Origin of the sequence: Limosilactobacillus portuensis, assembly GCF_014838735.1 — a bacterium.
GTDB classification, from domain to species: domain Bacteria; phylum Bacillota; class Bacilli; order Lactobacillales; family Lactobacillaceae; genus Limosilactobacillus; species Limosilactobacillus portuensis.
Genome location: NZ_JABUXQ010000002.1, coordinates 59,564 through 79,812, shown reverse-complemented (window position 1 = coordinate 79,812; position 20,249 = coordinate 59,564). Strand labels below are relative to the sequence as shown.

The window sequence follows — 20,249 nt, the reverse complement described above, 5'->3', positions numbered from 1 at the left end:
CAGATAGACAGGTGAATCATCATCAACTGCTGAATACGAGAGGCGAGCCGCTGAATAAAGGCTATGAGCAATCTGTTCAGCACGAGCTTTGGAAATGTTTTTATGGGTTCCTTTAAGGATGCTATCAACGACTTCATCAAAAGTGCATTCTCTAGTAACCCGAGTTGCTTGAGAGAATCGACTAACTACCGACCAGTACAGTTCATTATTAGTATTGCTTTTATTTAACTATAACTCTTTCTTTTGAGGTAAATTGCAATGATAATTACCAAGCTTACCGAAATAGTGACGGTAAACCAAAAGCCAAACTGAGTATTTTTCCACGGGAGTCCACCAACATTCATTCCCATGAATCCAGAAACTAATGCTGCCGTTGCAATTACTAGTCCAGCTGAGTCAAGAAATTTCATCAGATTATTTAAGCTGGAATTCATCATTTCGGTAAATAAGCCGCTAATCGAGTCAAGAAGATCACGAAAAATATGAATTGTTTTAGCAAGCCGCCGCTGTTGAATGTCTAATTCAAAACAAAGGGCCTTTTGATGAATGGTTTCTAATAGTGGATTTTTAATAAAGGCGGTAATTGTTTCTGACTGATCATTCATGGTGTGCTCAAAGAAAACTAATTTTCTGGTTAGGTTAGTTAATGATCTTAGTTCATCATTGTTGAATGATTTTTGGGCAGCAGCATCAAGGCGGTCGATTTCCGGTTTATATTTTAAGAGAGCGTTCATTAGGTTTTGCTGGCATTTTAAGAGATAGCCTGTAATGAAATCAATAATTTGTGACTTCCTTTCGGCAAGCTGTCGTTGGCAAGTTTCGTCATTATCCGTGCAAACGATTAAGGTATCCTGATTAAAAATCATAATGGCGGGAGTTAGCTGGTTTTCAATTTTTTCTGGTTCGGTAATAAAATCATAGACTACCAAAATATGTCCTTCTGGAAGAGCATTGCTGATAAGCGGGTGGTAACGTGAAACCTCTTCGGGAGATGAGCAATAATCAAACGTTAGGGGATCGAGATCAAAGGTACGACAAACTTGGCGAAGTTCTTTTTTACTCGCTCGTGTAAGCAAAATCAAATTACAGTCTTTGAGGTTTACAGGAGATTTTTCTGAGCTATAAGTCGAAAGCTGGTATTTTGTTAACATGGGTCACCTCACAATAATTATTGGAAACATTATAGTTTGATTCTAGCATAACCTTGCGTTTAACGAGCTTTAGCTATTAAAAGTTAATGGACTTCTTACCAGTTTATGAATCTCTTTAACTTTGTTCAGGGATGCAGGAGTTTATTCCAAAATTGCTGTGAATTAGGTAAGATAATTTTTGGATTTTTGTTGCATTTGCAACGAAAATAAATATAATAGAAAGGGTAAGGAGATATTTATCATGATTGACATTTTGCGTGAGGTGGGAATGATTGAGCGAGCGCTTGATTCAATTTCCAACATTGAATTTAAGGACATTAACTTATCTAATCTGCAATTTCTTTATGTGGTACGGATTTATGAGCACCCCGGAATCATCGCTGAGCAACTTGCTAATCTGATAAAGGTCGATCGGACAACCCTTGCCCGTGCTGTACGTCGCCTAGAAAAACAGGGTTATGTTTATCGAGAAAACGATCCAGATAATAAGAAGATTAAGCACCTTTACGTTACCGAAAAGGGGAAAGAGATCTATCCATTTATTATCCGAGAGAATTCGCATTCTAATGAGGTGGCTTTGAAGGGCTTTACTTCAGAAGAAGCGCAACAGGTTCATGATTACTTGGTGCGAATTCGTCAAAACATTGATGCTGATTGGAAGTTCGTCAAGCATGGCGGCAAGCGAGAATACTAATCAAAGGAGCGATTTAAGATGGATCAAGTAACAGTCGATCAAGGCTTCTGGGATCTTTTCCCAGATGCTCAAGTAAATATTTTGTACGCAGACGGGATCAATAACCACGATAACGACGAGAACGTTGCGGAACGACGGAAATTACTCCACAACGCGACCGAAGAAGCGCAGAAGTTTTTAACAAACGAAACTTTCCGGTTGAACCCGGTAATTGATCAATGGCGTCAGGCTTACCAACAATTTAAGAAAAAGAAGGGTGCGCGTTCATCAGTTGAAGCATTGTTAAAGCGAGCAAATCAAGGACGAACTTTTGAACCAATTAACCCGCTAGTTGATATTTACAACAGTGTTTCGATGACTTATGGCGTTCCTGTAGGGATTGAAGATCGGGATAAGATTTCTGGAAACATGCACCTTGGAATTGCAAAGGGCGGTGAGGCGTTCGATTCAGTTGGTGATGGGAAGAACGAGCCAGCCCTTGAAGGTGAAGTCCTCTGGTACGATAACGATGGTGCGGTTTGTCGTTGCTTGAATTGGCGTGACGGTGAACGGACGATGCTGACTGAGGAGTCACAAAATGTAGTTGCCGTAATTGAATCAGTTAACGCTGAACAAATCAAACGCGCTAACGAAGCAATAGAAGAATTAAGTAAGTTAATCAACCATTACTTTGGTGTTGAATCAAGTCAGGTATTCCACCTTACTGAGGACAACCCAACAGCAGTGGTCCCAAAGTAATTAATTTAAGTAAGACTAGGAATGTTCCTGGTCTTTTTTTGATATAATCAATTTAGTAATGTTGTGTTGAAACGATTAAGGAGTGATCTTGATGGAGTATGCAGGAAAGTCACCAGAATTATGGGCAGCAATAAAAAATGAAGAACAGCGACAACAGGAAACAATTGAGCTGATCGCTTCCGAAAACATTGTTTCTAAGGAAGTACGAGAAGCTCAGGGATCAGTATTAACTAATAAGTATGCGGAAGGGTACCCGGGCAAGCGGTACTATGGTGGTTGCCAATACATTGATCAAGTTGAACAATTAGCAATTGATTACGCAAAGAAACTTTTCGGTGCTAAATACGCGAATGTTCAACCCCACTCCGGTTCACAAGCCAATATGGCAGTTTATCAGGCACTCCTTAAACCAGGAGATAAGATCCTTGGAATGGGAATGGATGCTGGTGGTCATTTAACCCATGGCGCAAAGGTAAACTTCTCGGGGAAAGTTTATGAATCATATAGCTACGGCTTAAACCCGACAACGGAAGAACTTGATTTTGATCAAATCGAACAATTAGCGTTGGAATTTAATCCGCGCTTGATCGTAGCTGGAGCTTCTGCTTATAGTAAAATTATTGATTGGCAACAATTCCGTAAAATCGCGGATGAAGTTGGCGCATACTTAATGGTTGATATGGCGCACATTGCTGGGCTGGTAGCCACGGGTGCTCATCCTAGTCCAGTACCGGTAGCGGATGTGGTGACAACGACTACTCATAAGACTCTTCGTGGTCCTCGTGGTGGAATGATCCTTTCTAAGTCGTTAGAAATTGGCAAGAAGATCAACTCGGCGCTTTTCCCTGGAACTCAGGGTGGCCCGCTGGAACACGTCATTGCCGGGAAAGCTCAAGCATTTTATGAGGATCTTCAGCCGCAATTTACTGATTACATTAATCAGGTTGTCAAAAATGCCGCAGCAATGGCTGATGAATTTAATCAGTCTGACACAATTAGGGTTGTATCTGGTGGCACTGCTAACCACCTAATGGTAATTGACATTACTAAAACCGGTATTACCGGTAAGGATGCTCAAGACCTGTTGGATGAGGTTCACATTACAACGAATAAGGAATCAATTCCCAACGATCAGCGCAGTCCGTTTGTGACGAGTGGTTTGCGGATTGGAACTCCAGCGGTAACTAGTCGCGGATTTAAGGAAGCAGATGTTCGTCAAGTAGCCGATTTGATTATTCAATTGCTGGAACATGCTGATGATCAAGCGGTCAAGGAAGAAGTTGCCCAGCAGGTTCATGAGTTAACTAGTAAGTACCCAATTGAGGAATAATTAAGGCAAAACTATTCTGTAAACGAATAGTTAGTGATAGAAAGAAAGCATTTTCATTTGTGGCGCTTTTTCCTTATAATAAAGGGGAATGTTATTGCAAGGAAAGGAGTCCTCAAAATGAAAAAGGCATTTTTTGCTAAAGCAGGACAAATGGAATTAAAGGACGTCGAAAAGCCAACAGTTCAAGCGGCCGACGATGTAATTTTAAAGATCGTGCGGACTTGTGTTTGTGGGTCAGACTTCTGGAACTTCCGGGGAATTAACCCGCTCAAGGGCGGCGAAGAAAACTCTGGTCACGAAGCTTTAGGAATTGTTGAAGAAGTCGGGGATGACATTACTACGGTTAAGCCCGGTGACTTTGTAATTGCTCCATTTACTCATGGCTGTGGTCAATGCGCTGCTTGTCGTGCGGGATTCGACGGCTCATGTGAAGCTCACGCTGATAACTTTAGTAATGGTGTTCAAGGAGAATACTACCGCTTCCAGCATGGGCAATGGTCTCTTGTTAAGGTTCCTGGTCAACCAAGCGATTACAGTGAAGGAATGCTGAAGTCGCTTTTGACTCTTGCTGATGTAATGGCTACTGGTTATCATGCCGCACGAGTTGCCAACGTTAATAATGGTGATACTGTTGTTGTTATGGGTGACGGTGCCGTTGGTCTTTGTGCAATCATCGCTGCTAAGATGCGTGGCGCTAAGAAGATCATTTCTACCAGTCGGCACGCAGATCGGGAAGCCTTAGCGAAGGAATTCGGGGCAACTGATAACGTTGCGGAGCGTGGTGATGAAGCTGTTGAGAAGATCATGGAATTGACTCATGGTGACGGTGCTGATGCTGTTCTTGAATGTGTTGGGACTGAACAATCAACAGACACGGCAATGAAAGTTGGCCGACCAGGTGCCATTGTTGGTCGGGTTGGTCTGCCACACACTCCAAAACAAGATATGATTACCCCCATTCTACAAGAACACGATTGTTGCTGGTGGTCCGGCTTCAGTTACTACTTATGATAAGGCTGTTCTTCTTAAAGCCGTTCTCGATGGTGAGATTAACCCTGGTAAGGTCTTCACTAAGACGTTTACCCTTGACCAAATTCAGGATGCATATAAGGCAATGGATGACCGTCAAGTTATTAAGTCTTACGTTGTAATTGACTAAGTAAATTAAATAATTCAACCGTCCTTTAATTCGTCAGTTCATTATCCTTGACGAATTGAAGGACGATTTTTTAAATTAAGGACGAATATGAAAGGAGGGGTGAAGATGCGTCGTTATTTTTTATTGTTATTGACGCTAATGACAGTTGGTTTAGTTACTCAGCCGGCTAGTGCTGATGATAATAATTCATCACTACCGACAAGCTATTTCAACCAGGATGCTGAAGATACTAGCACAAACGATTTTAGCTTTAATGATTCTGATCAAACGCCAAACAACCAGAAACTAGCAATCCCTCAGAATACCCCAACACCCCTTGAAGGGATCAGGTGGCGGAAACGGACGATCCTGATCTATATGCGGACGACTGATCCCCAATTAAAAGCCGCTTTTCGCGGTGCGGTTAAGAAGTGGAACCAGGTTAAAGTGATTAAGCTTAAGTGGACGAAGAATGAGGACAAAGCCAATATCATTGCCACAGATAGTGATCTCTCGGCTCATACCAGCAATAATGGGGTCGGTTACCAGACAGCCCAGCTAGGAGAAACCAAGACAGAGTATAATCCTGATACCCATGAATTACACAAGGCGACTTCGATCCTTGATCCTTATCAGCTAGACTATACTAACCCAGAATTTCGGAGTGAGGTTGCCCAACATGAACTGGGACATGCCTTAGGGTTAGCCCACGCTCCGGAATATGCGCATAGTGTCATGGTACCGCGGAACATTCGTAACGGAATTACCAAGCAGGATCGGAAAAGCATTTGCCTCCTTTATCAATGATTTTTTATTGTTGACAAATGTAAACAATGATTTACAATAGAATTATAAATTACATTTGTAAACGACAGAAGCGGAGGAAATTATCATGGCACAAATCATTGTTTTAATTGTGGCGATTGCGTTAATTGCGGGAATTATTTGGTGGTTCTTTGGTAAACATACCGAAAGCAGCGAAAGAGCAACGGTTAATGATCAACATCAAACTGCAACGGTAGTCGTTCACGGTGGCTATTCCCCAGAAAAGGTTGTTTTGAAGAAGGGGGTTCCAGCAACTGTTAACTTTGAGATGAAGGACGGAACAGCCTGTCTATCCCACGTTGTTTTTAGTAAGTTGGGAATTGATAAGGACCTTACTAAGCAACCGGTAACTTCAATTAAGATTCCTACTGATAAAGCTGGTGAATACAATTTTGCTTGTGGGATGGACATGTTCCATGGAAAGGTGGTTGTTAAGTAATGAAACTTTCTAGTATCCAGCGTTTTTGGATTTCATTTATTCTAACGATCCCGATGATTATCCAAATGCTGGCAATGCCGTTTCATTGGATGATGCCTGGATATAATTGGATCGCTTTAATTACAACAACCTTGGTAATGCTAGTGGCAGCGGTGCCTTACTGGACGAGTGCGTGGGTTGCCTTTAAGAATCATCATGCGAACATGAACACTTTGGTTGCGTTAGGAACGGGAATTGCTTATTTCTATAGTATTTTTGCAATGATAACGGGACGGGCAGTCTACTTTGAAAGTGCTGATTTTATTGCTGTTTTCGTATTGCTCGGTGATACGATGGAAGAACGGATGCATAACAACGCGTCAAACGCTCTCAAAAAGCTTCTCGATTTACAAGTAAAGGAAGCTGACGTTTTACGGGACGGTAAGTTTGTCCAAGTACCATTAAGCCAAGTTAAAAAGGGTGACATTATTCGGGTTAAACCTGGACAGAAGATCGCCGTTGATGGTGTCATTACGAAGGGATCGACAACTGTTGATGAGTCAATGGTGACTGGTGAAAGTATGCCAGTGAGAAAAAAGGTTGGCGATAACGTAATCGGTTCAACGATTAACGGTGACGGGGCAATTGAGTTTCGTGCCACGAAGGTTGGGGATGAAACTGTCCTTGCCCAGATTGTTGAGATGGTCAAGAAGGCCCAAACTAGCCATGCGCCAATTCAGAATCTCACTGACCGAATTTCAGGAATCTTTGTTCCGACAGTCTTGATCATTGCAATTATCACCTTTGTAGTGTGGTATGTTTTCCTCGGGGCAACGGCGGTGAATGCAATGCTTTTTGCGGTAGCCGTGATTGTAATTGCCTGCCCATGTGCATTAGGATTAGCAACCCCAACTGCTTTAATGGTTGGAACAAGTCGAGCCGCCAAAATGGGTGTTTTGATTAAGGATGGTCAGGCACTTGAAGAAATTAATGCTGTAAAGATAATTGCCTTTGATAAAACTGGAACAATTACTATTGGTAAGCCAACTGTTACTGACGTGATCGGTGAGCAAGCTAAGACTTTACAGGTTGCCGGAAGCTTAGAAGCGTCATCCGAACACCCGCTTGCTAAGGCAATTGTGGAAAAAGCTCAACAAGAAAAAATTAAGCTTCTTCAGGTAACTGATTTTAAAGCGGTTGAAGGTCAAGGGGTAACAGCAAAACTTGATGGTCAGCCAGCATTTGTCAGGAGCTTGAAATTAGCTAAAAACGAACAGTTAGCAGAAAAGCTGAAAGAACAGGCAGGTAAACTTCAAAGCGAAGCCAAGACGGTGGTTTATGTTGGCCTTGGCGATGAGATTGTTGGGTTGATTGCTATTCAAGATACGCCAAAGGAGAGTTCTGCTACGGCAATCGCCCAATTAAAAGCACGGGGACTTCGGACGGTAATGATTACCGGTGATAATGAACAGGTTGCCCAAGCAATTGCAAAGGAAGTTGGTATTGATGATGTCGTTGCCGGAGTGATGCCAAATCAAAAGTCAGCTGTAATTGAATCGTTGCAAAAGAATGGGAAAAAGGTTGCTTTTGTTGGTGACGGAATTAATGATGCACCAGCTTTGACCACGGCTGATGTCGGAATTGCGATGGGTTCAGGAACTGATATTGCGATTGAATCAGGAAGTATTGTCCTTGTTAAAAATGATTTACGTGGCGTTGTCCGGGCATTGTCGATTAGTCAGAAAACCTTTAATCGGATTAAGCTAAATCTCTTCTGGGCATTAATCTATAACGTTATCGGGATCCCAATTGCTGCTGGTGTCTTTGTTGGTGTTGGCTTGACCCTTAGCCCAGAATTTGCCGCATTAGCGATGGCCTTTAGCTCCGTTTCCGTTGTTACTTCTTCGCTGTTATTAAATTGGACGAAAATTGAGGACGCCTAGAACTTAATTTTTGATTTTAACTAAATTGCTGTGGTAGGTGTGATACAATAGGAACCGAATACTTTATGAGCAAAATTACGAACGAAGCCATGAGGACGGGATTAATGTGATCCTGGATCATACTCTCATTGCGAGAGCGTAGTTCAAAAATACGTGAAGGAGTTTTTAGTTATGATTCAAACAATCGATCTGAAAAAAGGAATGGTTTTTGAACGCGGTGGCAAGTTGCTCCGGGTTCTTCAAATCAACCACCACAAGCCAGGTAAGGGTAACACTTTGATGCAAATGGACATCCAAGACGTTCGGACTGGTTCTATTGTCCACACTACTATGCGTCCATCCGAAAAGGTTGAACAAGTTAACGTTGACAAGCGCCAAGCACAATACCTTTACGACCAAGGCGATGCTTCAGTATTTATGGACATGGAAAACTATGACCAATACGAAGTTTCTGCTAGTCAACTAGGCGATGACAAGAAGTACTTGGTTGAAAATATGAAGGTTACTGTTAACTTTGTTGATGGTGAAATCGTTGGGATCGAATTACCAACCACTGTTGAACTTGAAGTTGCTGACACTCAACCAATGATTAAGGGTGCCACTATTGATGGTGGTGGTAAGCCAGCTACAATGACTACTGGTTTAGTTGTTAACGTTCCTGCCTTCATCAAGAACGGTGACAAGCTGATCATCAACACTACTGATGGATCTTACAAGTCACGTGCCTAGAGTGTGAGTCAGCAAAGAACTTGCGGAAAGATAACATTAACTCCCGACAAAGGCGACTTGCGCCTAGGAGGGAGGGTGTTATCTCTAGCAAGTTCCTGGCGAGCACATTTTGACTGTGAAGTCTGGAACGTCACGGCGAAGCGCAGTAGTTGAGTGGGTTCACAGACGAAATTGATAAATTCAAAAAAGACTAAGCTGAAATTTCAGCTTAGTCTTTTTTACAAGTTAGTGTTATCACTTGAACAAGAATTTGACTTCGAACAATTGTTCTAGTATATTTAGATAACAATTTATTTTAGTGGAGTAGTGACGATTTTGAAAAAGATAGTTACGATGACGGCTGAACACAGAGCTGGCATTTTACAACAATTAAATGAACGACAGATCGAAGCCCTAAGTGAATTTACCCGCTTCACAATGCTTTCGCAGTTTCACACTTGTCACTATTTACAGAATACTGATTGGCAGTTTGTGGGGATGGTTGTTGATCCTTGGTATCGACGAGCGCACGGTCACCATGGCGAAAACCTTTACTGTGATTGTGGACGCCGGTTAAAGAACCAGTTTATTCTTCGCTCACGTTCGACAGGAAAACGGCTATGTTTAGGAATTACCCATTTTCAACAGCATGCAAGTATCCCAATGGCAGTTGCTAAGGAGATTCAGCGGGGGATTAATGAGGTTCATCTGTACATGGATAGCATCCTGTTGAAGTACCAATCTGGACAACGCTTCCCTGAGAAGTTATTTGACTATGCCTGCCAACATAATGGGTTTAAGAACCGGGAAAGTACAATTTTGTTTCAACGCTGTCAGCTCTTTAGTCAGGTTAATTTACCACTATATAAAACTGACGAGCATGACTTACGTGTCCTGGTTGAGCAACTGCAATCAGGAAACCGGCCACGGCTAACTAAAGAGCAGATCCAGCAGTTATTAGCATCAATTGCCGACGATTGGCGACAGATAGAGCAACAGATTACATTACTCACGTATCAGCTAAGTGAACAGGGTTTAGGACAACAGGAACTTCACCGGGTAAAAAGCAACGCGACAAATTATGCCCTCCAAAGAAGGAAGAGTCGGTTCTTGATCCAAAATTGGAAAGCACTTAACACATTAACCCTGACTAAGGCGCGGACCCAGCTAGCAATCAAATTACGTGAGCTGGCATTCTACGTTTTAATAACTGAGCCGCTTGCAGAACAATTAAGGATTAACCGGACACAAGCACTGCAGATTTTAAAGACGCATCGTTATCCAGTAAAATCATCTCATTCATTTGGCGTTCGGGAAGCCAGACAGCTGGTGGCGACTATCGTAAGTGAACGGTAAAGAGTAGAATAGGGAGAGGATAGACGCGGATCAAATTGGAGGGCTGCATCATATGACTCAAACAACATTTGCAATAACGAGCGCTGGAAAGCCAGTTCAGGATATTCATCCTTTAGTTGCCCATCATTTACTTGTCGTGGGACAAACGGGAAGCGGTAAAACCACGAGTACGTTATCATTACTTGATCAATTGCAACGTACTAACTACACCACGATTATTTTCGATCCAACTGGTGAGTATTCAAAACTTCCTAACTCAGTAACCTATAAATTAGGCGAAAATGCTTATCTTGAGGCTGGACAGTTAAGTGCTCATCAACTACGAGAAGCATTGCGGATTCATGGTAATCAGCTTCTTAACGATAAATTAGCGCAGGCCGTTGATGCGCTACGAATCCAGCAAAACATTGTTCAGTCGAATAAACCGTATGTTAAAATTGGGGTTCCAATTGCAGATTATCAAAAACAATTAGCAAAGCTCAGCAACTGGTCCCGTTCATTTGCACCCCAGCAGTTAGCTGAACAATTAATTGCGGAATTCGTAATCCCGTATCCTGATGAACGAGCTGATTATGCATTGCTTGGGCAACAGTATGATCGGCCAACGATTAATTGAGAATGGAATGCAATTGCGACAATTCGTCAACGTCTTATCAGCGATGCCTTTCGGGTATTATTTGATCCGGAGCCACATCCAGGAGTTTTTAAGACAGAATTAAATTTTGTCATTAAAATGTTTTTGGAACATCGGAGCAGTCACCGGACATTAGTAATTGATCTTTCAAAATTGAAGCAATATGAGGAGAGTCAACGGGTGGTGATCTCGTTGCTGCTAAAGAACCTTTTGACTACTCGCTTGCAAAAATCTAATAATTTTCCGGTTAATATCGTTCTTGATGAAGCCCACCGATACTTACCACGAGATGAACACCAGCTTGCGGATAACGGCATTTTCCAGGTTCTCCGCGAAGGACGCAAAGTTGGCTTATCAATGACATTGACTACCCAGTCGCCGTTAGACTTGCCGGCCCGCTTACGGTCACAATTTGCTAACCTCCTCCTTCATCATTTGACGAGTCCAGAGGAACTTTTAAGCCTAGCAATTGCTGATGGGCTTGATTTACACGAAATCAGTTGCTTATCAACTGGGGAGGCAATCTTGTTGCTAGCGAATACACCACAACGAAAAATAAAGGTTAACCTGCCAAAATGGTGGGAAAATAATCATGATGGGATTGAAGAGAATGGAGACTGAAGGACAAACAACTGCTGTGCCATTTGTAAAATGGGTTGGTGGTAAACGACAATTACTAACCGAATTAGCATCCTATTATCCGAAAAAATTCAATCGATATTTTGAGCCGTTTATCGGGGGCGGGGCTAATCTACTTAACCTTCTCCCGAAGAAAGCAACGGTTAATGATTTTAATGAGGAATTAATTAATGCTTGGCAAGGGGTTAGAGAACAGCCTGAGAAGCTAATTAGTCTGGTTAGCGAACATGCAGATAATGATAGTAAAGAATATTATTTGGATATTCGGTTAGCTGATCGTGACGGTCGTTTGTCAAAAATGTCTGCAGTTGAACGGGCAGCGCGCTTTATCTATTTGAATAAGGCTGGCTTTAATGGATTATGGCGGGTTAATTCTAAGGGACAAAATAATGTTCCTTATGGTGCTCACAAGAAGGTTAATATTCCAGTCAATGCGATTCGAAATGATCACCATTATCTAGCTACTCATGATATTAAAATCCTTCAGGGTGACTATAAGGTTGCGGTTGCTAGTGCCCAAGAGAATGACTTTGTTTATTTTGATCCGCCGTATATTCCTGTAAATCAAACAGCTGCATTTACGAGTTATACCAAGGACGGTTTTGGTTTAACCCAGCAAGAGGAATTGCGTGACTTAGCACTCCAATTAGCTGATCGCGGTGTCAAAGTAATGTTATCGAATTCTGATGTGCCGCTGATTGAGCAACTATACACTGATCGGCAGTTTCATATTCACCATGTTCAGGCACGGCGAAGTGTTAATTCAAAGGGAAATAAGCGGGGCAAAGTTGGCGAAGTGATTATTACGACTTATGGAGATTGAACGGATACAATAAGTCAATTGAAAAGATAACGGGACAAAATTTATATTTTATGGTATAACTAGTTATGGATTATTTTATCCAATTAATTACTTTGAATCACAAAAAGGGCGACGGTATTATACCGTTGCCTTTTTTGTCGGAAATTGTTAATGTGATCAGTAGTTAATGTTAAGATAGAAAGCATACTAGGTGAATTAGGCGGTGGTCGTTAATGATCGAGATTTTTAACCATAAATATTCCTTTCCCAAGATACTAACTTGGGGCTTTTTAGCGATCATTTTTCTCGGGACGATTTTATTATCATTGCCGATTGCAACGCGTTCTGGGCGGAGTGATGATATTATGACCGCCTTTTTTACTTCTACTAGTGCAACCTGTGTGACTGGCTTGACGTTAGTACCAACGGCAACTTACTGGTCCTTCTTTGGTCAAGTGGTAATTGCGATCCTAATGGAAGTTGGTGGATTGGGTTTTATGACATTTGCGGTAATGATGTCCTTATTAATCCATCAACGAATGCGGATGTCGACACGGTTATTAACTCAAGAGGCCCTCAATCTTGACCATCTTTCTCAGTTAAATGTGGTTAACTTGATTATTCGTCTATCGATTATTATCCAACTTGCAGGAATGGGCTTGCTTTTTATTGACTTTTATCCTCGCTACGGGTTGAAAAAGGGACTGTGGTTTAGTGCTTTTTATTCTATCTCGGCGTTTTGTAATGCTGGGTTTGATTTGACCGGGAATAGTCTTGAAGATTACGCAAAGGATCCTTATATGCTAACGGTAATGGCTGTGTTAATCATTACCGGTTCATTTGGGTTCCTGGTTTGGCAAGACCTGCTTCAATTTCCTAAGCGTCACCACTTGTCGCTTCATACGCATTTAGTTCTCCGGACTGGAGCAGTTATCTTTGTTATTTCAGCATTGGTTTACTTTTTGACTGAACATAATTTAAGTCAGTTTAGTAGGGAGTTAACCTACCCGCAGCGACTGTTTAACACGATTTTCATGGCAATTACTCCCCGGACAGCTGGACTCGTTACCGTCCCGTATACAAAATTGAGTGCTGCCGGAATTAGTACAACAATTATTCTAATGTTTATTGGTGGTGCACCAGGGTCGACTGCTGGAGGGATTAAAACCACAACAATTGGGTTACTAACGCTTCAAAGTATTGCAACCTTACGTGGACGAAGAGATACGGTTTTTGACCATCGCCGGTTTACGGATGAAAATGTCTTTCGGGCCTTGACGCTGCTGTTTGTTGCGTTTGCGATTTTAATGATTTCAATTTTGATATTAGTCGAAACCCAAGCACTTCCCCGACATGATTCGTTAACATACGTTACTTTTGAGGCTACAGCGGCCTTTGGAACAACGGGAATTTCTCTTGGAATTACACCAAGTCTAAATTTTGTTGGTAAATTGATTATTATGTTTTTGATGTTTATTGGTCGGGTTGGGATCTATACGGTCATGTATTCAATTCTCAATGCTCAGCCAAAACAACGGGAATACCGGTATCCAAAGGAAGGTGTCTTAATTGGTTAAACGAGAAAGCTATGCTGTCATTGGTTTAGGACAATTTGGTTCGTCTATTTGTGATGCGCTTGTTCAGGCGGGGCAAGAAGTCCTTGCAATTGATAGTAATGAAGAGGTAATTAATGAATACGCTGACTCTGTTATGCGAGCGGTAATTGCCGATGCTCAGGATGAGGACGCCCTCCGCGATCTTGATATTGGGAGCTTCGATCATGTTTACGTTTCTATCGGAAAGAACGTTGAAGCCAGCATTATGGTAACATTAATTGCCAAAGAATTAGGGGCAAAGGATGTTATCTGTCGAGCAGAGAATGCGAACCATGCCCGGGTCCTTGAGAAAATCGGGGCCGATCAGGTTGTACGACCAGAACATGATTTAGCAAAGCGGCTTGTCTTTCAACAGTTGAATCCAGGTGTAATTGATTATGTCCAGCTCAGTAAGAAGGTCACGTTGGCTGAGGTTAATATTAATAACCCAAAGTTCTTTGGTAAGACTTTAGACGAGCTTGATTTTCGGAATCGGTTTAACGTTAACGTCATTATTATCGTAAATGCTGATGATGAGGTTAACCAGATGCCTCAAGCTAGTGATGTGATCAAGCCACATGATAAAATTACAGTAGTGGGTGACTTAAAGGACATTAAGAAACTTAATAGTATTGTTGCTTGACCGAAAAGAGGGTAAATCATGAAGGTATTATTAGTGATTATTATTATCTTAATCTTGTTAGTGATAGGGATTTATTGCAATACGCTATTTCGGGGACGGAGTTTAATTTGGGGACAAATTCTTCGGGAACTAAAGATGCCTGAGAACGCTCAGGTTACAATCCTAGGGCTAAACTATGCGGGTCTATTTATCGATGTGGCAAAGCGGTTAAAGGCTCCAGGAAAGGTAACGGGAGTCAACATTGGTAATGAAAACGTGACAAAGCAGGAAAGTGAGCGGATCAAGGAAAATCGGGTTGCCGATCGGGCGAAACTGGTTGATGGTAGTTTGCTGAACCTTCCGTTGGCGAGCCGCCACTATGACTATGTTCTTTCAACATTTACTTTTCATAGTGTTTCTCCCGCAATTAACCGGGGACGGGCAATTCAGGAAGCAGTTCGAGTAATGAAACCTAATGGTACCCTAATCATTGTTGATTTTGGTAACCTTCAACAATACCGTCCACTTCTGAATAACCTCGGTTTTCAAGACATAAGAGTAGTCCCAACCGGTATCAATGGTTGGTGGGGCGGTCCATGGTTAAAGACCAGCGTCCTAATGGCGAGAAGATAAGAATAACAGAAAAGCCTTTAGCATTCGGTATTAGCCGAATGCTAAAGGCTTTATCAGTTTAAAAGTAATTTTTAGAAGAAGAGGCGACTCATAACAATCATAAAGATTAGTAAACAGGTTGAACTGATGATGGCAGCGCCAAAGACAGCACCACCACGTTTGAAGATAACCCGGAAATTAACTGAGATTCCAAGAGCTGCCATTGCCATTCCCAAAAAGATGTAAGCTGCTTGAACAAGACCATCAAGGAGTCCAGCAGGAAGTGGCAGAAATGTTCCCAAAATACTGGTAAGGATGAAACCACCCAGGAACCACGGAATCGGCAATTTCTTTGGTGCCTGTTCGTGTTCTTCAATGCTTTCACGGATAAGCCGCCGTTGGTACCAGTAACCGACAATTAAAGCTACCGGGGCAAGAAGAAGGACCCGAGAAAGTTTCATGATTAACGCATTATCTAGACTAGCTTCACCAAAGGCTCCTCCAGCAGCGACTGCATGGGCAATTTCATGAAGTGATCCACCAGCAACAATGCCAAATTGGGGATCGGTTAAGCCAAGAAGTGGTTTAAGGCCAATTTCAATCAGGGTAAAGACAGTTCCCATGACACAAACAACTGCTACCGCGAGGACCTCATTTTCCCGTTTCCGTTCTTCATCGGTAGTTTCGATCTGTGGTGAAACTCCCATGACGGCAGCGGCACCACAAATTCCACAACCACAAGCTGATAAAATTGCTAATTCATCTTCAGCACCGAATTTTCGGCTGAGCCAGTAAGTTAGGCAGATCGTTCCGGTAACCCCGACCATCGCAACTAAGATTGTTTTTACCCCAGCCTGGGCGAGTGATTCGAGATTTAACCGAAAACCAAGAAGGATAATCCCAAGGCGAAGAAACTTGTTTGAGATGAAGCCCATTCCAGATTTAGCATCAGTTTGTAATTTACTTGGTGTCAGCTGCATTGCAATCCCAAGAAGCAACGCAATTACTAGGGCACCAATTAGGTTAACATATGGTAGTTTTGCTAAAAGAACTCCCGCAACTGCACAGATGAGTGTCATTACAGCTGCTAGCCAGAAACTCTTTGTTTTAATAATTGACATTATTTAATAATTCCCCTCTCTTTAATCCTGTATAACTTTAGCAGATCCATGAGTATAAACAAGGGGATTTATTAAGAAAGTTAAATGTAAACGGTTGCCGCAGTCATTCTGCTTGAAGTTGTCTTCAAAAAGCATGAAAATAAAGGTGTCAAAAAATGGAGGGATATTAATGGATATTCAAAATGTTTCACTATTTCAGTCTTTTTCTTCGTTAGATATTTATCATAGTAATAGTGATGAGCCGCTACCCGGAATCGTAATTATCCCCGGAGGCAGTTACAACGAGATTATGGAGCGTGATTCTGAACGGGTGGCAATTACTTTTGCGAGTCACGCTTTTCAGACATTTGTGGTTCGTTATCCGGTAGTTGAACATAAAGATTACCAAGCAGCTAAATCAGCAGTTGCTCAGGCATTTGACCATATTGTTGCTCATGCTGACGAACTAAACGTTGATCCAGAGCGGTTAGGAATTATCGGTTTTTCAGCTGGAGGACAGTTAGCGGCTGCGTACAGTAATATCGCTCACACGAAGGCTAAGTTTGTTGGTCTTGGCTATCCAGTAATTAAACCGACGATTGACGATCGAATGGGCGTGGTAACTGAGGATGTTACTCGACTTGTTAACGATAATACTCCGGCAACGTTTATTTGGGGGTCGTTTAATGACCAAGTAACACCATTCAATGATCATATTTTGCCATACGTTCAAGCATTGAGAGCTCATGACGTTTCAGTCGAACTTCACGAATTCTGCACTGGTAACCACGGACTGGCACTTGCTAATAAGTATACGGGAATCGTTAATAATGACCGGACGGATGAACACATGAGCGAATGGTTTAACCTCTTTCTTAATTGGCTGAAAGCAATGAATTAGGGCGGTTTACTCATCTTTATTTAATTGAATAATCTTCGAACCTACCTGCTCAATGAAATGGTGATCGTGTTCCACAAAGAGGAGCGGTGGTCGGTATGTTTGAATTAAGTCAATTAGCTGCTCCTGATTATATGTGTCCAGGTAATTTAATGGTTCATCCCAGATATAGAGATGGGCAGGAGTAGCTAGTGATCGTGCCAATTCAACCTTCTTTTGCTGCCCCATGCTCATCGTCTCAATTTTGTTATTAAAGGCTGAGCGGGGAACCCCTAGCTTGTGAAGAAGGTTAAGAAATAGCTTGAGATCAAGATGATTATTCTTTGCAAATTCAGTGAGGCTTCCTGAATTATCTGAATAGTCTTGACGAACCGTACTAACCGTAATATTGCTGGCAAGCTCAATCGTTCCGTTAATATTCCCGGAAAATTGCTGACAGATTGCCTGGATTAAGCTGGACTTTCCGGTACCGTTTCTGCCGCTGAGAGCGACCTGTTCATTTTGCTTAACGGTAAAATTCAGCGGGGCAAAGAGCTGCCGGTCAGAAAACGAGAGCGTTACGTCCTTAATCGTTAATAAAGTTTGGTGATGATCTTGTTGAAGATTAAGCGAGAGTGGTGTGATGGAATCGATGTTGTTAAGCAATCCTTGTTTATCATTGATTGCTTGTTCAATTCGGTTATTAATGGTCACTGATTTCTTCATCATTTTTGCGGCCTTAGCGCCAAGAAATCCTTTATCAGCGTGGGAGTTATTCTTTTTCTCACCTTCAGCTCGCTTGGCCCATTGCTGGCGTTGCTGTTGACTCTGTCTAAGTTTTTTAATATCAGTTTTCAATTGCTGATTAGTCGTGATTGCTTCTTGGTCACGACGCTTTTTTTGTTTAAAGTAAGTTGAATAATTTCCGCGTTCTAAAACTAGTTGGGATTTTTCGATTACTAGAGTATGATCAATGATTTGATCAAGAAATTCTCGATCGTGACTGGTGATGATGAAACCGGTAGTTTTTTGCCGGAGATAGTTAGCAACTTGTTTACGACCAACCTGGTCAAGATGGTTTGTTGGTTCATCGAGAAGGAGATAATCGTAATCACTGGCAAAGAGGGCTGCTAGCTGGAGCTTTGTCCGTTCGCCACCGCTTAATGTTGAGTAAGGTTGCCATAAGATTTCAGGATTGGTTGCCATCAAATTTAGCTCTCGCTCTAATTGCCAAGGCTCAAGAAACGAGTTTGGAACTGCTTCAATTACCGCGTCTCCAGCAAGGAAAGCCGGATCCTTAATTGTTAGCGGGAAATATTGCGGTTTTAGATTAGTAATGATCGAACCTTGATAGTTGACAAGGCCACGGAGAATCTTCATCAGAGTAGTTTTTCCACGACCGTTTCTACCAAGTAAGCCCAATTTCCAGTCACCATCAAGATCTAAATTACAGTGATCGAAAAGGGGAGCTTGCCCTGGATAAGCAAATGAGAGGTTTCTGATTGTTAAGTTTTCCATTAAACTCGTCACGTCCTTTCGATGGACGCAAAAAAGGCCTACCACACGGGCAGACCTTTAAAATGGTATTCTCCTACCATTAAATTTATGATCTTCACATTGAAATAATAATTCTACCCGTGAGCAACCTTTCTGCGTCATAGATACAGATTAGTTGCAGTAAATTGTGTAGAATTAAAACTTCAATGGATGATCCCTCCTCAAAATTGTTAATCAGAGCATACCAATTTTAAGAAGAGTTGTCAAATGGTGATTTTGCTGCGATAGAGTAGAAATGTGTTCGCCCTAACCTTCCTCGAGCTAACGACCTCCGACTCCGACGGCAAAACGCCGTTCGTCGGAGAAATCGTTAGCCACCGGAAGGTTTTAACGGGCTCACACTCTAATTTAATTCCCCATCCGCAATTTTGTCTAATAGGGGACGAGAAGGAATAAAGAAGAGCTGACCGGAAAGAATATCAGAGAATGATAGCAGGTAATCATTCTTCTTGAGCATGTTTTCAAGCATTGTCTTGGTGACCTTCCAATAACGGGAATAACCGATGAAGTAAGTTCCAGTATTTCCGGCAACGGGATCGGAGTATGGAACGTTCATCCGGACGATCTTCTGTTCTACACCGTTAATTGTTGCTTGTGAGGCAACATTGTGAGCGTTAGCAAACTTTTCGTGATCTTCAAGTTCAAGGTCGCTAAACTTCTTTCGACCGACAGCCTTCTCTTGATCTTCAGTAGTTAATTGATTCCAGATGTCCATGTGGTGACGCCATTTTTGAGCAAAGGCATATGAGCCGTTTTCAAAAAACGGGTCTTCATCGCCAATGATTGCGTAATGGGCGGCATCTTCAACTTGTGGCGCTTCAGTACCATCAATAAAGCCGATAATTGCCCGTCCCTCAAAGTAACGGAAGCCCTTCGTTTCGTCGACAACGGTAGTAAAGTCCTTCAGGAAAAGACGACACTGACGAAGGAGCTCGTATACAACAGCCTCGTCATTTGCCCGAATATGAAGGAAGAGATCTCCCTTAGTGGCTGGCATTGTATATTTCTCACCGGAAAGAGTTTGGTATGGTTCAAGTTCCTTTGGCTTAGGAGCATTTGGAAAAAGATAATCCCAAGCATCACTGCTAAAGCCTAATGAGGTTTTCAGGTTACCACCATTATCGCGGATTCGTAATGATCTGATAATTGCCTGATAGCGATCCACAAATTCTTGAATTGCCTCTTGTTCTTTTGCTTGATCTTTGCGGTTTAGTTCAAGAACCGTAAACTGAACGTGCTCTCCTGCGTCTTTCCAGACATCTTGAGCTTTACTTGGATTCATGACCATTTAAATTACTCCCTTCACAAAAGACCGATAAAATACTATTAATTTCACTTTTATTGTATCATTTAATCTTCGGAGGAACCTGGTAGAGGTATAATAAAGTTAAATAATAATAAACTTAGTTATATAGGGATAAGTGTATGATAATAATTGCATTTACGTTAAAATAGATATACGATTTATTTTGAGAGTTTAAATTAAGAAATTTAAAATTTGGTTATCAGG

The 20,249-nt window shown here is 41.9% G+C and carries 19 protein-coding genes and 1 pseudogene; 16 read left to right on the top strand and 4 right to left on the bottom strand.

Annotation, left to right across the window (positions count from 1 at the left end):
• Nucleotides 1-224: 224 nt before the first annotated feature.
• Complete coding sequence (locus HUK49_RS01145; RefSeq protein ID WP_191912335.1) at nt 225-1,151, bottom strand: magnesium transporter CorA family protein; 927 nt, start codon at nt 1,149-1,151, stop codon at nt 225-227.
• Between the two features lie 241 nt (nt 1,152-1,392).
• On the opposite strand from HUK49_RS01145, the gene HUK49_RS01140 reads away from it, so the two are divergent.
• The 15 genes and pseudogenes from HUK49_RS01140 (at nt 1,393) to HUK49_RS01075 (ending at nt 15,226) form a co-directional block, all read left to right on the top strand.
• On the top strand, nt 1,393-1,845 hold the full coding sequence (locus HUK49_RS01140) for a MarR family winged helix-turn-helix transcriptional regulator (RefSeq protein ID WP_102168226.1): 453 nt from the start codon (nt 1,393-1,395) through the stop codon (nt 1,843-1,845).
• A gap of 18 nt (nt 1,846-1,863) precedes the next feature.
• Nucleotides 1,864-2,583 carry a B3/B4 domain-containing protein gene (locus tag HUK49_RS01135; protein WP_191912334.1) on the top strand — a complete coding sequence of 240 codons (720 nt, stop codon included), beginning with the start codon at nt 1,864-1,866 and terminating at the stop codon, nt 2,581-2,583.
• A 91-nt stretch (nt 2,584-2,674) separates the two neighbouring features.
• Complete coding sequence (gene glyA / locus HUK49_RS01130; protein ID WP_191912333.1) at nt 2,675-3,913, top strand: serine hydroxymethyltransferase; 1,239 nt, start codon at nt 2,675-2,677, stop codon at nt 3,911-3,913.
• A gap of 117 nt (nt 3,914-4,030) precedes the next feature.
• Nucleotides 4,031-5,072: pseudogene (locus tag HUK49_RS01125) on the top strand (zinc-binding dehydrogenase).
• Between the two features lie 105 nt (nt 5,073-5,177).
• Nucleotides 5,178-5,858: a matrixin family metalloprotease gene (locus HUK49_RS01120; protein ID WP_191912332.1), complete on the top strand. Its 681-nt coding sequence runs from the start codon at nt 5,178-5,180 to the stop codon at nt 5,856-5,858.
• Between the two features lie 79 nt (nt 5,859-5,937).
• Entirely contained in the window at nt 5,938-6,315 is a 378-nt protein-coding gene (locus HUK49_RS01115; protein WP_191912367.1) for a cupredoxin domain-containing protein, read from the top strand.
• The gene (locus tag HUK49_RS01110; RefSeq protein WP_191912331.1) at nt 6,315-8,237 is read left to right on the top strand and encodes a copper-translocating P-type ATPase; all 1,923 of its coding nucleotides are present in this window, start codon (nt 6,315-6,317) and stop codon (nt 8,235-8,237) included. Before HUK49_RS01115 ends, HUK49_RS01110 begins: the two co-directional genes overlap by 1 nt.
• A gap of 171 nt (nt 8,238-8,408) precedes the next feature.
• Nucleotides 8,409-8,966, top strand: coding sequence for an elongation factor P (efp, locus tag HUK49_RS01105; protein WP_040530735.1), 558 nt, complete (start codon nt 8,409-8,411; stop codon nt 8,964-8,966).
• Between the two features lie 315 nt (nt 8,967-9,281).
• On the top strand, nt 9,282-10,301 hold the full coding sequence (locus HUK49_RS01100) for a hypothetical protein (RefSeq protein WP_191912330.1): 1,020 nt from the start codon (nt 9,282-9,284) through the stop codon (nt 10,299-10,301).
• A gap of 52 nt (nt 10,302-10,353) precedes the next feature.
• On the top strand, nt 10,354-10,917 hold the full coding sequence (locus HUK49_RS11100; RefSeq protein WP_235980902.1) for an ATP-binding protein: 564 nt from the start codon (nt 10,354-10,356) through the stop codon (nt 10,915-10,917).
• Nucleotides 10,918-11,115: 198 nt separating this feature from the next.
• A complete protein-coding gene (locus HUK49_RS11095) occupies nt 11,116-11,556 on the top strand; it encodes an ATP-binding protein (protein WP_235980899.1) in 441 nt (146 codons plus the stop codon).
• Nucleotides 11,546-12,397 carry a DNA adenine methylase gene (locus tag HUK49_RS01090; protein WP_235980897.1) on the top strand — a complete coding sequence of 284 codons (852 nt, stop codon included), beginning with the start codon at nt 11,546-11,548 and terminating at the stop codon, nt 12,395-12,397. The genes HUK49_RS11095 and HUK49_RS01090 overlap by 11 nt, the downstream gene beginning before the upstream one ends.
• A 212-nt stretch (nt 12,398-12,609) precedes the next feature.
• A complete protein-coding gene (locus HUK49_RS01085) occupies nt 12,610-13,953 on the top strand; it encodes a TrkH family potassium uptake protein (protein ID WP_191912328.1) in 1,344 nt (447 codons plus the stop codon).
• On the top strand, nt 13,946-14,614 hold the full coding sequence (locus tag HUK49_RS01080; RefSeq protein ID WP_102168213.1) for a potassium channel family protein: 669 nt from the start codon (nt 13,946-13,948) through the stop codon (nt 14,612-14,614). The genes HUK49_RS01085 and HUK49_RS01080 overlap by 8 nt, the downstream gene beginning before the upstream one ends.
• A gap of 18 nt (nt 14,615-14,632) precedes the next feature.
• Entirely contained in the window at nt 14,633-15,226 is a 594-nt protein-coding gene (locus tag HUK49_RS01075; RefSeq protein ID WP_191912327.1) for a class I SAM-dependent methyltransferase, read from the top strand.
• Between the two features lie 71 nt (nt 15,227-15,297).
• On the opposite strand, the gene HUK49_RS01070 is transcribed toward HUK49_RS01075, so the two are convergent.
• Nucleotides 15,298-16,326, bottom strand: coding sequence for a YeiH family protein (locus HUK49_RS01070; RefSeq protein WP_191912326.1), 1,029 nt, complete (start codon nt 16,324-16,326; stop codon nt 15,298-15,300).
• A gap of 169 nt (nt 16,327-16,495) precedes the next feature.
• On the opposite strand from HUK49_RS01070, the gene HUK49_RS01065 reads away from it, so the two are divergent.
• Nucleotides 16,496-17,206 carry an alpha/beta hydrolase gene (locus tag HUK49_RS01065; RefSeq protein WP_191912325.1) on the top strand — a complete coding sequence of 237 codons (711 nt, stop codon included), beginning with the start codon at nt 16,496-16,498 and terminating at the stop codon, nt 17,204-17,206.
• Between the two features lie 6 nt (nt 17,207-17,212).
• Here the strand turns inward: HUK49_RS01065 and abc-f are convergent, their stop codons facing one another.
• Nucleotides 17,213-18,700, bottom strand: coding sequence for a ribosomal protection-like ABC-F family protein (abc-f, locus tag HUK49_RS01060; protein ID WP_191912324.1), 1,488 nt, complete (start codon nt 18,698-18,700; stop codon nt 17,213-17,215).
• A gap of 382 nt (nt 18,701-19,082) precedes the next feature.
• Nucleotides 19,083-20,027: a Dyp-type peroxidase gene (locus tag HUK49_RS01055; protein ID WP_102168202.1), complete on the bottom strand. Its 945-nt coding sequence runs from the start codon at nt 20,025-20,027 to the stop codon at nt 19,083-19,085.
• Between the last annotated feature and the right edge of the window lie 222 nt (nt 20,028-20,249).

Bases quoted from the DNA above. Each gene is read 5' to 3' on its own strand.
- HUK49_RS01070 (WP_191912326.1), bottom strand. From the start codon at position 16,326: ATGTCAATTATTAAAACAAAGAGTTTCTGGCTAGCAGCTGTAATGACA.
- HUK49_RS01075 (WP_191912327.1), top strand. From the start codon at position 14,633: ATGAAGGTATTATTAGTGATTATTATTATCTTAATCTTGTTAGTGATA.
- abc-f (WP_191912324.1), bottom strand. From the start codon at position 18,700: ATGGAAAACTTAACAATCAGAAACCTCTCATTTGCTTATCCAGGGCAA.
- HUK49_RS01135 (WP_191912334.1), top strand. From the start codon at position 1,864: ATGGATCAAGTAACAGTCGATCAAGGCTTCTGGGATCTTTTCCCAGAT.
- HUK49_RS01140 (WP_102168226.1), top strand. From the start codon at position 1,393: ATGATTGACATTTTGCGTGAGGTGGGAATGATTGAGCGAGCGCTTGAT.
- HUK49_RS01090 (WP_235980897.1), top strand. From the start codon at position 11,546: ATGGAGACTGAAGGACAAACAACTGCTGTGCCATTTGTAAAATGGGTT.
- HUK49_RS01055 (WP_102168202.1), bottom strand. From the start codon at position 20,027: ATGGTCATGAATCCAAGTAAAGCTCAAGATGTCTGGAAAGACGCAGGA.
- glyA (WP_191912333.1), top strand. From the start codon at position 2,675: ATGGAGTATGCAGGAAAGTCACCAGAATTATGGGCAGCAATAAAAAAT.
- efp (WP_040530735.1), top strand. From the start codon at position 8,409: ATGATTCAAACAATCGATCTGAAAAAAGGAATGGTTTTTGAACGCGGT.
- HUK49_RS01120 (WP_191912332.1), top strand. From the start codon at position 5,178: ATGCGTCGTTATTTTTTATTGTTATTGACGCTAATGACAGTTGGTTTA.
- HUK49_RS01085 (WP_191912328.1), top strand. From the start codon at position 12,610: ATGATCGAGATTTTTAACCATAAATATTCCTTTCCCAAGATACTAACT.
- HUK49_RS01110 (WP_191912331.1), top strand. From the start codon at position 6,315: ATGAAACTTTCTAGTATCCAGCGTTTTTGGATTTCATTTATTCTAACG.
- HUK49_RS11100 (WP_235980902.1), top strand. From the start codon at position 10,354: ATGACTCAAACAACATTTGCAATAACGAGCGCTGGAAAGCCAGTTCAG.
- HUK49_RS01145 (WP_191912335.1), bottom strand. From the start codon at position 1,151: ATGTTAACAAAATACCAGCTTTCGACTTATAGCTCAGAAAAATCTCCT.
- HUK49_RS01065 (WP_191912325.1), top strand. From the start codon at position 16,496: ATGGATATTCAAAATGTTTCACTATTTCAGTCTTTTTCTTCGTTAGAT.